This window comes from Leisingera sp. (assembly GCF_034669605.1).
Classification (GTDB): Bacteria; Pseudomonadota; Alphaproteobacteria; order Rhodobacterales; family Rhodobacteraceae; genus Leisingera.
In genome coordinates this window covers 1-14,799 of record NZ_JAXMOX010000111.1, presented here as the reverse complement: position 1 = coordinate 14,799, position 14,799 = coordinate 1, and the positions used below count along the sequence as shown (strand labels likewise).

Below are 14,799 nucleotides of genomic sequence, written 5' to 3'. Positions count from 1 at the left end.
CATCACCGCGGCCGAGACGATGTTCTCGGAGGCAATCAGCTCGATCTCGTCGCGCTGGCGGCCCAGCTCGGCTGTGATCGAGGCATAAAGTTCAGGATCGCGCTCCGACAGCGCTTGGGTGAAAAAGAGGTCTTTGGACATTCGGGGCTCCTGTCTATCCAGTCCAGCCTAGCCCTGCAGCAACGCAGTTCATCGACTGCATCAGCGGGACCGGCACTGTTGAAGGCTTCTTGGCGCGCTCTTCCCGCAGGAGGCGCACTTGTGTCTTGTGAATTTCGCGCAGCATGGTTTCGACTTGGCCAAAGCGGGCGCGCAGGCGCGGGAAGCGGTTGGCGAGACCGTTGTCTCCTGTGAGGAACAGGATCGCCTCCCGGGCCAATTGGTACTCGCTACGGATGGTTCCAAAGATCCGATCGCGGATTTCCGCGTCCTGCACCAGCGTGGCGTAATCCGCAGCAATCTCCATATCGCTTTGCAGAAGGGTCTTTTCGACCTCATCCACCACCAGGCGGAACAGTGGCGAATTTCTGAACATGTCCTGCAGGACCGCATCACCGCGCGCGCCGCGGAACTTGCGGAAGCTGGCCACAGCCGAGCCGAATCCGTACCAGCCGGTGATCATGTGGCGGTTCTGCGACCAGGCAAAAACCCAAGGAATAGCTCGCAGGTCATCCAATGAACCGGCGCCGAACCGGCGCGCGGGGCGCGAGCCGATTTTGAGCATCGCCAGCTCTTCCACCGGGCTGGCCTGCTGGAAGTAATCCAGGAAACCTGGCGCATTCAGCAGGTTGGAATAGGCTGCCTGGGACATGCCTGCGAGGGCCTCGAAGGCGTCGTCATGCTCCGGATTGACCGGCGGCGTGTCCTCCTGCAGCGAATGACGCAGCACCGACGAGGCCATCAGCTCCAGCTGGTGCAGCGCGGTGCCGCGGTTGGCGTATTTGGAGCTGACCACCTCGCCCTGTTCGGTGATCCGCATCTGGCCTGCGATGGTGCCCGCAGGCTGTGCGGCGATCGCACGTTCGGCTGGGGCGCCGCCGCGGGAGACCGAGCCGCCGCGGCCGTGGAAAAAGACCGGCTTCATCCGGTGCGCCGCCAGGGTGCGGGTGATCAGGCGCTGCGCCTTCTCCAGCTCCCAGGTGGAACACAGGAATCCGCCATCCTTGTTGCTGTCGGAATAGCCCAGCATCACCTCGATCCGGTTGTCCCCGGATTTCAGCGAGCGGCGGGCAAAAGGCACATCCAGCAGGCCATTCAGAATACCGGGCGCTGCGCGCAAATCGCCGATGGTCTCAAACAGCGGCACCACCTTGAGTGCCGCCTTCTCCGCTCCGAATCCGGCATAGCGCGCCAGCAGATAGACGCCGAGCAGGTCATCAGTGGAGCGGGTCATCGACAGAATGAACGGACCCATCGCCTGCGGGTCTTCACCCGCACCGGCATCGCGCATCAGCCGCAGCAATTTCAACAGCTCGCCGCTTTGCGGGCTAAGTTCATCCGGCATCACATAGGCCAGCGAGGCGCTGCCGAGCTCGCGGCGCAGACGGGCGGACCATTCGGCGCTGCCGAATTCCGGCACCTCGCCGGAACGCGCCCAGATCTCGGTCAGGGTCTCGGTGGTTACGGTGGAATTCTGGCGGATATCCAGCGTCACCGTGCGGAAGCCAAAGACATCGGCCTGCCAGCGGATCGGACGCACATAGCGGGCCGCCAGCCGGTTGGCGCCGATCTCCTCCAGCGCCACCTCAACCCGGGTGAGGTCGCTGATGAAGTCTCCCAGATGCGGATAGGCGCCGGGTTCTTCTGCAGCGGTTGCCTTGATACGGGCCAGGATGGCTGTCAGTGCCTGGCGGAAGACCTCGCCCGGATTGCGCGCAGCGAGACCGGCCATGCCGGGAGCCGCTTCAATAATAACAGCCAAGCGGGAAGAAGCGCTGTCCGGCAGTGCAAACACGGCTGCGGAAATGGAAATCCGTTCAGCCGCGGTGGTCAGCGCCCTCTGATAGCGCTTGAGGATCGCCGCTCGGTTGGCCGTCAGCGCTTCGGCAGTGGCCTCAACCGTCACGTTCGGATTGCCGTCACGGTCGCCGCCGATCCAGGAGTGGAATTTCACGCAGGGTGCGTCCGCGGTCGCGCCCAGCCGCGGTTCGGCAGCAGCAATATAGCGTTCGAACAGCTGCGGCACCGCCTCATACAGGCTGTCGCGAAAGAACTGCAGGCCCCACTGGATTTCGTCCTGCAAGCTGGGCCGTTCGCGGCGCAACTCGCCTGTCATCCACAACAGATCGATCTCCGAGCGCAAATCCTCCAGCAGATCGGCACGCTCGCGCGGGGTCCAGCGCTTGGCCTCCAGCGACACCAGCCCGCGGTAGATACGGCGGTGGATTTCCAGGATGGTAACCCGCTTGGCTTCGGTCGGATGCGCGGTCAGCGTCGGGCCGATCGAAAACTGGCTGGCAACCTCCCGCAGGCGCTCTGGCGTGGCCAGCTCACCAGCCAGATCCAGGGCGCGGGCAAAGCTGCCTTCGACCACTTCCGGCCCGTCCTGGGTTTCGGCCAAGCGGCGGTCGCGCATGGCGGCGTTTTCCTCGACGATCTTCAGCAGCTGGAACCAGATGTTGAAGGCCTGCATATACGCGGTCTCGGGCTGGCCATCAGCCAGATCCCAGGCGGATTCGCTGATGGCTCTTTCCGCCACTTCAGGTGCGCGCTGGCGCAGGACGTCCAACCAAAGGGTGCGCAGCTCAGAACGGAGTTCCGCGGCATAGCCGGTTTCTTCAGTTCCTTCGGTGGTGTTTTCGGCCGGATCTCCCATCACATCACCCGGTCGCGCGGTTCGCGCCCTGCAAAGAAATCAGTCAGATTGTCGAGCACCCGGAAGCCCATCGCCTCGCGCGCCTCACGGGTGGCGCTGCCCAGATGCGGCAGCATCACCAGGTTGTCGCAGTCCATCAGGTCCGGATTGATGCGCGGTTCGCCATCGAATACATCCAGCCCGGCGCCGCCAATGGTTTCGAACCACAAGGCCCGGGACAAAGCCAGTTCGTCGATTATCTCGCCGCGGGCCGTATTAATAAGGAATGCGTCCGGCTTCATCAGGTTCAGCATCCGGGTGTTGATAAGATGCCGGTTTGCAGCCCCCCCGGGGCAATGCAATGACACGAAATCGCACTGCGGCATCAACTCTTCCAGGCTGTCGGCCTGAGTAGCATTGCAGCGGGCCAGAATATCCGGCGACACGCGGGAGCGGTTCTGAACCACGATCTTCATGCCAAAGCCATGGTGCGCGCGACGGGCCATCTCCTGGCCGATGCGGCCAAAGCCGACGATGCCCAGTGTCTTTCCGGAGACTTTGGTGCCGACCAGATGGGTCGGACGCCAGCCGGTCCACCTGCCAGCACGCACTTCACGCTCACCCTCGCCTGCCCGGCGGGCAACCATCAGGAGCAGTGTCATGGCGATGTCGGCGGTGCATTCGCTAAGGACATCGGGAGTGTTGGTCACAGTCATGCCGTGGCCTGCTGCCCCAGGCATATCGATATGAGAGTAGCCCACACCATAGTTGGCGAGGATACGCGCCTGGGGCTTGGCGATATCGAACGACTTGGCGGAAATCTTGTCTGTCACTGTCGGCAGCACCGCGTCATAAGACGTCAGCGCGTCACGCAACTCTGCTTCGCTCAGCGGCTTGTCATCCGTGTTCAGCACAGCATCAAAAGCTTCAGAAAGCTGCGCCTCAACTGCGGCGGGCCAGCGGCGGGTCACCAGAACCTTTGGCTTTGCCATGATTTCTTCTCCCTGTGGTGCCTATGCTTGATTAATGCGCTCCACCCCTGCCATTGCCCCAGGCCAGGGGTGGAGCATCGCGCCTGTTCCGTGGCCGGATCAGGCGGCGTTCTTTTTCATCACGCTTGCGATGGTTTCGCCGATCACGGCGGGGTTTTCGGCAACGGTCACGCCAGCCGCCGACAGGATCTCCACCTTCTCGGACGCCGACTCGCCAAAGGCCGAGATGATTGCACCCGCGTGGCCCATCGTGCGGCCTTTGGGAGCGGTCAGACCTGCGACATAGGCCACAACCGGCTTGGTCACATGGTTCTTGATGTAATCCGCCGCTTCCGCCTCCTGCGGGCCGCCGATTTCACCGATCATCGCGATAACCTCGGTTTCCGGATCCTTCTCAAACCATTCAAGGATGTCCTTGAAGGAGGAGCCGTTGATCGGGTCGCCGCCAATGCCAACCGAAGTGGAAATTCCCAGCCCCAGTTCTTTCAGCTGTGCCGCAGCCTCATAACCCAATGTACCCGAACGGCCGATGATACCCACGGTGCCCGGCAGATAGATGTGGCCCGGCATAATGCCCAGCAGCGCCTTGCCCGGCGAAATGGTGCCCGCGCAGTTCGGACCCGTAAGGATCATCCGCTTGTCCTTGGGATAGCGGTACATGTAACGCTTCACGCGGATCATGTCCTGAGCCGGGATGCCGTCGGTGATGCAGACACAGTAGTGGATGCCCGCATCCGCCGCTTCCATGATGGAATCGGCTGCAAACGGCGGTGGCACGAACACCAGGGAGGCATTGGCGCCGGTGGCTTCAACGGCTTCTTTCACGGTGTTGAAGACCGGCACGCCTTCAACCGTTTCGCCGCCTTTGCCCGGCACCACGCCGCCAACGACATTGGTGCCATATTCGATCATGTCCTTGGTGTGGAACCGGGCGATCTTGCCGGTAATGCCCTGGACGATGACTTTGCTTTCGCGATCGAGAAGGATGCTCATTTGACTGCCCTCACACGAGTGTTTTGGTCGAGGTCGTTTTGCCACGCGCCAACGGCCCGCTCAGCGACTTCCATCAGCGAAGTTGCGCGGATCAGCGGCAGGCCGGACTGGGCCAGGATCTTCTGGCCTTCCTCCACATTGGTGCCCGCAAGGCGGACGACCACGGGCACGTCGACTTCAACTTCCCGCAGCGCCTGAACAACGCCTTCGGCCACCCAATCGCAGCGGTTGATGCCGGCGAAGATGTTGACCAGAACCGCCTGCACATTGCTGTCGGACATCACCAGGCGGAACGCCTTGGCAACCCGTTCCGGTGTGGCACCGCCGCCGATATCCAGGAAGTTGGCAGGTTCGCCGCCGGCCAGCTTGATGGTGTCCATGGTTGCCATCGCCAGGCCTGCGCCGTTCACGATGCAGCCGATATTGCCCTCAAGCCCGACATAGGACAGGCCGCGGTCAGCGGCGCGGCTTTCGCGCGGATCTTCCTGGCTCTTGTCGCGCAGCTCAGCGATCTGCGGGTGACGGAACAGGGCGTTGTCGTCAAAGGTCATCTTCGCGTCCAGCGCGATGACCCGGTTGTCCGAGGTGACCACCAGCGGGTTGATCTCAACCATTGTGGCATCCAGTTCGGAAAACGCCTGGTAGCAGCCCTTGAGGGTGCGCACCATCTGCTGCGTCATTGCCGGCTCGATCCCCAGCTTGAACGCGATCTCGCGTGCCTGGAAATCCTGCAGGCCAACGGCCGGCTCAACGGTCGAACGCACGATGGACTCGGGGCGCTCGGCAGAAATCTCTTCGATCTCCATACCGCCTTCAGACGAGGCAACGATCATCACCCGCTGGCTGGAACGGTCCAGCACAAAGCCCAGATAGATCTCGCGGGCGATCGGCACCGCACCTTCGACATAGACGCGGTAGATGCCTTTGCCTTCAGGGCCGGTCTGATGGGTCACCAGCTTTTTGCCGAACAGGTTCTCGGTCGCCTCATAGATCTCGGCTTCCGAGTTGCACAGTTTGACGCCGCCCGCCTTGCCGCGGCCGCCGGCGTGGACCTGGGCTTTGACGATCCATTTGTCGCCGCCCAGTTCCCGCGCGCGGTAGGCCGCCTGCTCGGGGCTGTAGGCCAGCGCACCCGGGGGTACGGCCACGCCGAAGTTGCTAAGAACTTCCTTGGCCTGGTATTCATGGATATCCATGGGTCTCTCCTCCTCGTGGAGCTTTTATTCGGCGGCTGCCAGCGCCGCTGCGTAATGCTTGTCGAGCAGGGCGTTGATCGCCTCAAGGTCGACATTTGCCCCCATGTCGTTCATCGCCTTGCCGAAGCGGTTGACGATGTCGGTGATGGCGGCTGGTGTAATCTGGTTCAGGATGCCGATGCGGACCTGCACCGGCTCCGACAGGGTCGGCCAGATGCCGAAGCCCACGGCGCGGCAGTTGCCCACCAGTTCCTTCTCGCGGCCTGCAAGATCGCCGGGCAGGTTCAAAACCACCAGGCTGGTCATGTTGCTGGTCACATCGCAGCCCATCGCGGTCACCGCATCGCGCAGCGCTTTCTCGTGGAACGCATAGTCGCGGGCCTTCTGGGCGCGGCCGTGCTGAAGGGTGATGCGCAGCGCCTCGTGGAAGGCGGCAACCGCATAACCCGAGTGGGTGCGGTGGTAGGTGCCGGCGGCAACATCCTCTCCGTCCACGATGCCCCAGTGGCGCGCTTCAAGGATCGGGTTGTGGACATAGGAATGGCAGCCGTTCTCGCGCACGGTCTGGATGTAGCTGTCAGTGAACGACACCGGTGCATAGGTCAACGGCAGGCAGAGCACGCCTTTCTGCGGGCAGGAGGCCCAGCCGGCAACGCCCGGGTAATCGTCGATCGAGAAATCCTCGATGCCCAGCGAGGACACCGCATCGATCAGGCCCATCACACCGTGTTTCACGCAGGCGTCCGAGAAGCCCTTGAGGTCGTTGATGCGGCCCGAGCCGGTTTCCCAATGCGCCATGAAGGCCCATTTCGGTTTCTTCTCAGCCAGCACCTGTTCCACCAGCTTGCCGGAAACCGACTCGCCGTGCGGCACGTCGATCACGGTGACCGAGGCAGGCTGCGGGTTCATCGCGTCGGCTGCCAGTTCCTCGCGGGTGGCGGCCTTCATCCGGATGGTCATTGCATCGATGCCCGAGAAGGTGCCATTCTGGAAGGCAACCACGCTGTCGCCGGGCAGGATCGCGTTCAGCATGCAGTCCAGCCCCGAGAAGCCGGTGCCGCCAACGCCGTAGGTGTAGGTGTTGCTGGTGCCCCACAGATCGCGCAGCATCCGCTTGCACTCGATCATACCGCGCAGCACGTCCGCCTGCATGTGGTCGGCCAGGCCGGTGTTGGCAAAGGCCTGCAGCACGCGGGGATCGGTATTGCCCGGGCCAGGGCCGGCGGCCAGGGTTTCCGGAATTTTCAGGCTGGGGAAGATCATGGGTTCAGTCATCGGGGTTAGACCTCGCTGGTTTCAGTTCGCCGATGTGCTGGAGGTCACGGGCCTCTCCCGCTGCAGTCTTCACTGCGGGAAGGTTTGTTTCCTGACATGCAACATCTGTTAACCCAAGGAAACCCTAGCTCGACAAAACACGCAACATTCCTATATCCTGCTTTTGGGTATCTAATTGGGTGGTAAAAATCCTACCCAAAACGGTAAAAATACCATTGCATACCAAAACACCCCCTACCCACATGGGTAGTTTTCTACTAAAGGGCACCAAATGGCTCCCATAAGCGACAAAGTTTCCCCGATTTCGGTCATGCTGGCTGACGCAAATCCGCTGGTGCTGTCGGCGATGTCAGAAATCTTCGACAAGGACCCGCGATTCTCGCTGGTCGCGACCTCCGCAACGGCCGAAGGCTTCCTCGGAACGGTGATGCGGGTGCCGGTTCAAGTCGGAATCATCGACTGGAACCTGCCCGCGCTTGGCGGCGCCAAGCTGATCGAGGTGCTGCGCGACCAGGCCAATGCACCACGCCTGGTGGTCTATGCCGAGGAGAGCGGCGAGGTGCCGCGCAAGGCGATGAGCGCGGGCGCTGCCGGTTTCGCCCCGCGCTCCAGCGCTGTCGAAGACGTGCTGGATACCTGCCTCGCCGTCGCTGAGGGCAAGATGGTTTTCCCCTTCCTCGACGTCCGCGGCCTGCAAACCGATCCGATTGAGCAGCTGTCTCGCCGCGAACGCACGATGCTGCAGGCGCTGTCAAAGGGGCTGACCAACAAGGAGCTCAGCAAGGAGCTGGGGATCTCAACCAACACGGTGAAGTTCCACCTGTCGAACCTTTACGAAAAACTTTCGGTCAAAAACCGCGCCCAGGCGATTGCGTTTTTCTACGCCAACCGCGCTGCCAAGGGTGATTTCCTTCTCGAGGAATGATCCCGTGGCGGTGGCGGGCGGCTCACGCGGGCACGTACGCACGCGAGCGCGCGTCGCGCCTGCGGACACGCGCGCGAATGTATTTAAATGAAGATTTTTTTCTTGACAGGAAACACCATCGTGAGGAATGCCTAGAGGGGAGAGGACGAAAACCTATCACCAATGAGGAGCGAACCCATGTCATTCCACACCATTGAACAAGCCCCAGGCCGCCTGAACCGCAGCGAACTGGCGATCCCCGGATCCCAGCCGCAAATGTTTGAAAAGGCAGCTAAATCTGACGTAGACGTGATCTTCCTGGATCTCGAAGACGCGGTTGCGCCGGACGAAAAGGACCAGGCCCGCAAAAATATCATCCAAGGCCTGAACGACATCGATTGGGGCAACAAATCCATGTCGGTCCGAATCAACGGCCTGGACACCCACTACATGTACCGCGATGTGGTCGATGTTGTTGAACAGGCAGGAGAACGTCTCGACCTGATCATGGTCCCCAAGGTGGGTACCGCCGCCGATGTCTACGCCGTCGACATGCTGGTTACACAGATCGAAGACGCCAAGGGCCTGAAAAAGCGAATCGGCTTTGAGCACATCATCGAGACCGCTTTGGGCATGCAGAATGTGAGTGAAATTGCCGCAGCTTCCAAGCGCAATGAATCGCTGCATTTCGGCGTTGCCGACTATGCCGCCTCGACCCGCGCCCGCACCACCATCATCGGCGGCGTGAACCCCGATTATTCGGTGCTGACCGACCCGGCCGCAGACGGCTCCCGCGAGGTGCATTGGGGCGACATGTGGCATTATGCGCTGGCCCGCATGGTGGTTGCCGCGCGCGCCAACGGCCTGCGCCCGATCGACGGCCCGTTCGGCGATTTTCAGGACAAGGAAGGCTATAAGGCCGCCGCCAAACGCGCCGCAGTTCTGGGCTGCGAAGGCAAATGGGCCATCCACCCCAGCCAGATCGAACTGGCCAACGAGGTGATGTCGCCCTCGGATGCTGAAATCACCAAGGCGCACCGCATTCTGGAAGCCATGGCCGAAGCCGAAGCTGCCGGCAAAGGCGCGGTGTCGCTGGACGGCCGCCTGATTGACTATGCCTCGATCCGTCAGGCAGAAGTGCTGGTGGAAAAAGCCAAACAGATCGCCGGCAACTAAGCCGCGTTTGTTTTTAAGGCCTTACGCCGTCCCAGTTCCACTGGGGCGGCTGCACGCCGCTATGCCAAGGAGATGCAGATGACCGGATTGCTGACCACCGCCAAGGCCCTGTTTCAGGCCGCTGTCGACCGGGCCGACCCGGCCCGGGCACTGCGGGCACAGCTGACTGCCTCTCCATTGGAACCCCTGCCCGCAGGCGGCAAAAACGTGCTGCTTGCGGTGGGCAAAGCCGCGATCCCGATGATGCGCGAGGCGCTGCGGCTGATCCCTGATGCAGATCAGGCAATCGCCATAACAAACCCAGAGAATCACACAGAAATTCCCGGCGCTACAGTGATCTGCGGATCTCATCCGGTTCCAGATGAAATGAGCGCCAAAGCAGGTCAGGCTGCCATTGAACTGGCCCATTCCCTAGGCCCAAATGACCGGCTGATTGCGCTGATCTCCGGCGGCGGCTCCGCGCTGATGGTGGCCCCCGCCCCCGGCCTCACACTGGCGGACAAGGCGGCAGTGAACAAACTGCTGCTCGCCTCCGGGCTGGAAATTAACGAGATGAACCTGATCCGGCAGCAGCTGTCGGACACCAAGGGCGGCGGCCTGCTGCGTCATGCCGCACCCGCCCGGGTGCAGGCCTTCATCCTGTCGGACGTGATCGGCGACGACCTGCGCGCCATTGCCTCCGGTCCTACCGTGGCGCCTATCGGCACCCGCGCACAAGCACGGGAGACCCTGCAACGGGCAGGCATCTGGGACAGGGCTCCGGAGGCCGTCAAAGCCCGCCTCAGCACCACTCATGAGGCTCCGGAAGCGCTGCCCTCTGTCATCAACACGCTGATCGGATCCAACCGCCACAGCCTCAAAGCCATGATGAGCGCCGCAGCTGAGGAGTGGAATGCCAAACTGGTCTCTCACCGGTTGACGGGCGACGTGGCCGAGGCCGCTGAAACCGTAGTCAAAGCAGCAGAAGCCGCACCCAGGAACAACCCCGTTGCGCTGATTTTCGGCGGTGAAACCACTGTCCAGCTCACCGGCACCGGCCTTGGCGGCCGCAATCAGGAACTCGCCTTGCGCGTCGCCAAACTGGGCGCAGAGCGGCTCAGCGGCGACTGGCTGTTCCTCTCCGGCGGCACCGACGGGCGCGACGGTCCCACCGATGCCGCGGGCGGCATCGCCACCCCTGCCACCTGGAACGCGGTCAAAGCTGCCGGACAGGACCCGGACGCATTGCTCGCCAACAACGACAGCCACGCAGCCCTGAAAGCCGCGGATGCGCTGCTGATGACCGGCGGCACCGGCACCAACGTGGCCGACGTCCAAGTCTTCCTGAGGCGCCCCGGCTAACTCCTGGTCCGCTCCCGTTTTTCAACTTTCCTGAAATACTCCCGCCGGAGGCTGCAAGCACCGCGTTCAGGCTGATACGCGGGCCTCGCCCCACTCTGCCAGATCATTGACCAGCATCAGCGCCACCCGCCGGAACACTTGGCGCAGCCGTTCCACATGCGGGCCTTCCAGCGACAAATCCGCCAGCGCCTGGTCCATGCATCTAAGCCAGTTTTCGGCGTCTTCTTCGGTGATCGGCACATGGGCGTGCATCAGTTTCACGTCCATATGCCCATGCTTTTCCTCGTAATACCGCCGTCCGCCCATGAACCCGGACAGAAAGTTGAACTGCTCGATACGGGCATGGTCCAATCCATGCCCGCGCGTGTGCAGCCGGGCGATCCGTGCCCCGGTCTCCGTCTCTTCGATTATGTCGTAGAACCGTTCGACCAAGGCACGCAGCACGTCTTCGCCGCCGATTTGCTCTATCAGCTTCTGAACCATGAGAACCTCCCAGCCCCGAAGCGGCCGGCCTCAGGATTGAGGCCGGGTCTTCTTGGGGTCATAATGGGCAAAGGGTACGATCGTTGCAGGCAGGCGTTTTTGATGCCCGTCAAGTTTGCCGATCTCCACCGCGGTACCGGCTTCGGCACAGGACACATCCACCCGCGCCAGCGCGATGTTCTTGCCCAGCAGCGGCGAGCGCATCGAGGACGTCACCTCGCCAATCTGCGCCCGGCCGATGTGGACGCAATCGCCGTGCCCCACGTCAATCGCCGAGTCGATATCCAGCCCCACCAGCTTGCGGGCGGGCGTGGTCTTGCGCCGGATCAGCGCATCGCGGCCAACAAAGTCATCCTCTTTCGATTTCAGCGGCACGGTAAAACCGATGCCTGCCTCAAACGGGTCGGTCTGATCGCTGAAGTCATAGCCGGCAAAGATCAGCCCCGCCTCGATCCGCACCATGTCCAGCGCCTCCAGCCCCATCGGGCGGATACCGTGGTCCTGTCCGGCTTCCCAGACCGCGTCAAAGACGTCGCCGGCGTGTTTCGGATGGCAGAAAATTTCATACCCCAGCTCACCAGTGTAGCCGGTCCGTGAAACCACAACCGGGACTCCATGCTCTCCGCCGATACGCGCAGGCGTGAACCGGAACCAGCCCAGCTCTTCCAGCGTCGGATTGTGCGGCATCGTCCAGATGATCTTCTTCAGCAGATCGCGGCTTTCGGGGCCTTGCACGGCGATATTGTGCTGCATGTCGGTGGACGAGCGGATCAATACGTTCAGCCCCAGTTTCTCCGCTTGCTCGCGGATCCATTCACCGCCGTAATCCGAGCCGCCGATCCAGCGGAAATTGTCCTTGCCCAGCCGGAACACGGTGCCGTCGTCGATCATGCCGCCATGCGGGTAGCACATCGCAGTATAGACCACCTGCCCCACTGCCAGCTTCTTGATATTGCGGGTAAAGATATACTGGCACAGCGCCTCGGCATCCGGCCCGGTGATTTCGAACTTGCGCAGGGCGGACAGGTCCAGCACCACCGATTTCTCGCGGCAGGCCCAGTATTCCTCCAGCGGCCCGGACTCGGAATAGCAATTGGCCAGCCAATAACCGTTATACTCGATAAAATTGCGGGTCATTTTGCTGAGGCGGTCGTGAAAACCGGTTTCCTTGGTCATCTTCGGCTCCGATTCTGGGGTCGCGCGGAACGCAATCGCCCGCTTGAAGGTCTCTTGGCCGCTATAGGTGCGGACGTGTATGTCAGTGGGGTTCCAGCCGTTGGCGGCGCTGGTGTCATCCGGGCAGGCCGAGCTGACACAGACCAGATCGGTCAGCGCCCGCAGCAGCACATAGTCGCCGGGCCGGGTCCAGGGCTCATCGGCATACATCACACCGTGCTCATCCAGCCCTGTGTTGAAGAAGAAGTTGATCGCCATCCAGCCCGCCCGCGGCGTCACCCCGTGCTCGGCCAGAACCCCGTTGAAGTTGTCAGAACAGTTCACATGGCCGGGATAGCCGATGTCGTCATAGTATTTCGCCGCACAAGCCAGAGCAAAGGCATCATGGCGCCCCACAGTGTCCTGCACCACTTCGACCAGCGGCAGCATATCCTGATCATAGTATTTGGCATGCAGCCCCGGCATCGGATAGGCATGACCCATCAGCGTCCGTGTTGTGGTTACGTCCAGCGCATGCTCGATACCCTTGTCCAGCTTGCGGGCGGCAAAACACTGAAAATCCGTGCATTGGCGCCCATCGACATCCAGCACCTGGATGTAGTCGCCAGCCTTCACGAAATAGGCTTCGGCGGTTGCACTTTTGACCCGCAGGTCCAGTACCGGATCGGCCAGCGGGTCGGGAAGCTCAAACCGCGCCACCTGCTTGATCACCGCGCGCTTGACCATGACCGTCAGCTGCGTGGCAGTATCCTGCCGTTCAAAGTCCATGATCCCGCCCGGCGCTGCGATGATCACCACGCCGTCGCGCTGAACCGTGAAACTTTCTTCGGTTTTGGCCGGAGTATCCGCTCCAAAGAAGCGCACCGCACCGCCCTGCGCCAGATCGATGCCGCGAGCCTCCATTCCCATGCGCAGGCCGCGCAAGGACTGGTCGGTTGAGGTCAGAAGCGCCTTCAGCCCGCCGGCATCGCTGTTTGGCGCCGTGCCGATAATCCCGGCATCAATGCCGCCCTTGCTTCCGGCAGCGACGATTTCGCAGGGCTGGCCGCCCTCGTCGTTGTGGACCGTCACCGTATCACCAGTTTCCACCCGGATCAGGATTGCGCCGCAGCCTTCCACCACATAGCGTTCGGTCCCCTTGGGCAGCGAAAACACCGACGGCTGGTATAGTCCGGACGGCTTCGGGGGCCCATTGACAACCTCAGGGAAGCTCATGTCATTCATCGTGCATCTCCTGCTGGATTCCAGCCAAATATTGCACAGCCGGAATATTTATTTATTGAAAAGAATATTGCGTTCCTCCACTCTAATCAACAAACATGTTGATTTTCTGCAGAAAAATGGCAAATGCCCGGGATGCGTCATTTTCCTGGGGGTGAATGCCGCAAACAATAGGATACCCGCCATGCACTCGCTGATCTTTGGCCTCGCCGCGGCCCTTGCCTGGGGAACCCATGACCTTTGCGTGCGGTTCGTATCGCAGCGCACCGGCATTCTTCCGGCCATGCTGATTGTTTTTGGAACCGGGGCGATTCTGGTCGCCGGGGCGGCCCTGGCCTTTGGCGATTGGCAGGCGATGACTCTTCCGGCCGCGCGGCTGGCGGGTCTCTCGGGCACCATCTTTGCCCTCGGCTCCTATGCGCTTTACCGCGCCTTGGCTCTGGGACCGGTGAAACTGGTGGCGCCGCTGGTGGGTTCTTATCCGGTGCTGTCGCTTGGCATGGCAATGCTGCAGGGGCAGCCGGTTGGCCTGAGCCATTGGCTCGCGGTTGCTGCGGTGGTTGGCGGCGTCGGCTGCATTGCGGTCTTTTCCACCGAAGAAGACGGCAGCCCGGTCAACCTGCAGGCCGCCGCCTGGGGACTGGCAAGTGCCGTCGGATTTGCACTTACCTTTGCCACTGGCCAGGCCGCCACCCTGGCCGGCGCCGAATGGCCGGTGCTGATCGTGACCCGGCTGGCCGCGATCCTGATGCTGCTGGGCCTGGCGCTGCTTGCCCGGATGGTGCAACTGCCCGCCCGCAAAATGCTGCCGCTTCTGGTGCTGATGGGCACGCTGGACGCTTTTGCTCTTGGCCTGGTGATCTATTCCGGAGGCCTGCCCCGGCCGGAATTCGCCTCGGTCGGCGCGTCGCTTTTCGGGCTGGTTACCGTGGTACTGGCCTGGCTGGTGCTGCGCGAACGCATGAACCGCGCCCAATGGATCAGCGTGGCCGTCACCTTTGGCGGCATTGCCTATCTCGGCCACTGAGACCGGCCTCCGGTGACGGCCTAAGGCCTGCCAGCCATCATCTTTCCAAAAAATACTCCCGCCGGAGGCGGTCCGGCGGGAGCATATCTGTCAGGCGGTCAGCGCTGGGTCAGGCGGTCAGGCCTTCGGGTTCCTTGAGGCCGTTGGCGCGGCAGGCCGCGGTGACGGTGTTGGCAAGCAGGCAGGCGATGGTCATCGGGCCGACGCCGCCCGGCACCGGG

General features: G+C 62.1%; 11 protein-coding genes and 2 pseudogenes. 4 read left to right on the top strand and 9 right to left on the bottom strand.

Annotated features, from left to right (window positions below):
* The 6 genes and pseudogenes from glyA to VOI29_RS14440 form a co-directional block, all read right to left on the bottom strand.
* Window positions 1–141, bottom strand: a pseudogene (gene glyA, locus VOI29_RS14465) (serine hydroxymethyltransferase); the annotation flags it as partial.
* 13 nt (window positions 142–154) lie between these two features.
* Window positions 155–2,815: a phosphoenolpyruvate carboxylase gene (locus tag VOI29_RS14460; protein WP_323779932.1), complete on the bottom strand. Its 2,661-nt coding sequence runs from the start codon at window positions 2,813–2,815 to the stop codon at window positions 155–157.
* Window positions 2,815–3,786: a D-glycerate dehydrogenase gene (locus VOI29_RS14455; protein WP_323779930.1), complete on the bottom strand. Its 972-nt coding sequence runs from the start codon at window positions 3,784–3,786 to the stop codon at window positions 2,815–2,817. The genes VOI29_RS14460 and VOI29_RS14455 overlap by 1 nt, the downstream gene beginning before the upstream one ends.
* 99 nt (window positions 3,787–3,885) lie before the next feature.
* Window positions 3,886–4,779: a succinate--CoA ligase subunit alpha gene (gene sucD / locus VOI29_RS14450; protein ID WP_323779927.1), complete on the bottom strand. Its 894-nt coding sequence runs from the start codon at window positions 4,777–4,779 to the stop codon at window positions 3,886–3,888.
* On the bottom strand, window positions 4,776–5,975 hold the full coding sequence (locus VOI29_RS14445; protein WP_323779924.1) for a malate--CoA ligase subunit beta: 1,200 nt from the start codon (window positions 5,973–5,975) through the stop codon (window positions 4,776–4,778). Before VOI29_RS14445 ends, sucD begins: the two co-directional genes overlap by 4 nt.
* A gap of 24 nt (window positions 5,976–5,999) precedes the next feature.
* Window positions 6,000–7,250, bottom strand: coding sequence for an aminotransferase (locus VOI29_RS14440; RefSeq protein ID WP_323779921.1), 1,251 nt, complete (start codon window positions 7,248–7,250; stop codon window positions 6,000–6,002).
* Between the two features lie 310 nt (window positions 7,251–7,560).
* Between VOI29_RS14440 and VOI29_RS14435 the strand changes: the two genes are divergently transcribed.
* From VOI29_RS14435 to VOI29_RS14425, 3 genes are all read left to right on the top strand, one after another.
* Window positions 7,561–8,175, top strand: a complete 615-nt coding sequence (locus tag VOI29_RS14435; RefSeq protein WP_323779935.1) for a response regulator transcription factor — start codon at window positions 7,561–7,563, stop codon at window positions 8,173–8,175.
* 177 nt (window positions 8,176–8,352) lie between these two features.
* On the top strand, window positions 8,353–9,330 hold the full coding sequence (locus tag VOI29_RS14430) for an HpcH/HpaI aldolase/citrate lyase family protein (RefSeq protein WP_024091813.1): 978 nt from the start codon (window positions 8,353–8,355) through the stop codon (window positions 9,328–9,330).
* A 78-nt stretch (window positions 9,331–9,408) separates the two neighbouring features.
* Window positions 9,409–10,671 (top strand): glycerate kinase type-2 family protein, encoded by a 1,263-nt coding sequence (locus tag VOI29_RS14425; protein ID WP_323779918.1) that lies wholly within the window; start codon window positions 9,409–9,411, stop codon window positions 10,669–10,671.
* Window positions 10,672–10,737: 66 nt separating this feature from the next.
* Here VOI29_RS14425 and VOI29_RS14420 read toward each other — a convergent pair whose 3' ends face one another.
* Together VOI29_RS14420 and tdm are read right to left on the bottom strand one after the other, a co-directional pair.
* Window positions 10,738–11,154: a group II truncated hemoglobin gene (locus tag VOI29_RS14420; protein WP_323779915.1), complete on the bottom strand. Its 417-nt coding sequence runs from the start codon at window positions 11,152–11,154 to the stop codon at window positions 10,738–10,740.
* A gap of 30 nt (window positions 11,155–11,184) precedes the next feature.
* Window positions 11,185–13,554: a trimethylamine-oxide aldolase Tdm gene (gene tdm, locus VOI29_RS14415; protein ID WP_323779913.1), complete on the bottom strand. Its 2,370-nt coding sequence runs from the start codon at window positions 13,552–13,554 to the stop codon at window positions 11,185–11,187.
* Window positions 13,555–13,735: 181 nt separating this feature from the next.
* Between tdm and VOI29_RS14410 the strand changes: the two genes are divergently transcribed.
* On the top strand, window positions 13,736–14,578 hold the full coding sequence (locus VOI29_RS14410) for a DMT family transporter (protein WP_323779910.1): 843 nt from the start codon (window positions 13,736–13,738) through the stop codon (window positions 14,576–14,578).
* A 109-nt stretch (window positions 14,579–14,687) separates the two neighbouring features.
* Here the strand turns inward: VOI29_RS14410 and VOI29_RS14405 are convergent.
* Window positions 14,688–14,799: pseudogene (locus VOI29_RS14405) on the bottom strand (bifunctional methylenetetrahydrofolate dehydrogenase/methenyltetrahydrofolate cyclohydrolase); the annotation flags it as partial.

Bases quoted from the DNA above. Each gene is read 5' to 3' on its own strand.
- tdm (WP_323779913.1), bottom strand. From the start codon at position 13,554: ATGAATGACATGAGCTTCCCTGAGGTTGTCAATGGGCCCCCGAAGCCG.
- VOI29_RS14410 (WP_323779910.1), top strand. From the start codon at position 13,736: ATGCACTCGCTGATCTTTGGCCTCGCCGCGGCCCTTGCCTGGGGAACC.
- VOI29_RS14455 (WP_323779930.1), bottom strand. From the start codon at position 3,786: ATGGCAAAGCCAAAGGTTCTGGTGACCCGCCGCTGGCCCGCCGCAGTT.
- VOI29_RS14420 (WP_323779915.1), bottom strand. From the start codon at position 11,154: ATGGTTCAGAAGCTGATAGAGCAAATCGGCGGCGAAGACGTGCTGCGT.
- VOI29_RS14425 (WP_323779918.1), top strand. From the start codon at position 9,409: ATGACCGGATTGCTGACCACCGCCAAGGCCCTGTTTCAGGCCGCTGTC.
- sucD (WP_323779927.1), bottom strand. From the start codon at position 4,779: ATGAGCATCCTTCTCGATCGCGAAAGCAAAGTCATCGTCCAGGGCATT.
- VOI29_RS14440 (WP_323779921.1), bottom strand. From the start codon at position 7,250: ATGACTGAACCCATGATCTTCCCCAGCCTGAAAATTCCGGAAACCCTG.
- VOI29_RS14430 (WP_024091813.1), top strand. From the start codon at position 8,353: ATGTCATTCCACACCATTGAACAAGCCCCAGGCCGCCTGAACCGCAGC.
- VOI29_RS14460 (WP_323779932.1), bottom strand. From the start codon at position 2,815: ATGGGAGATCCGGCCGAAAACACCACCGAAGGAACTGAAGAAACCGGC.
- VOI29_RS14435 (WP_323779935.1), top strand. From the start codon at position 7,561: ATGCTGGCTGACGCAAATCCGCTGGTGCTGTCGGCGATGTCAGAAATC.
- VOI29_RS14445 (WP_323779924.1), bottom strand. From the start codon at position 5,975: ATGGATATCCATGAATACCAGGCCAAGGAAGTTCTTAGCAACTTCGGC.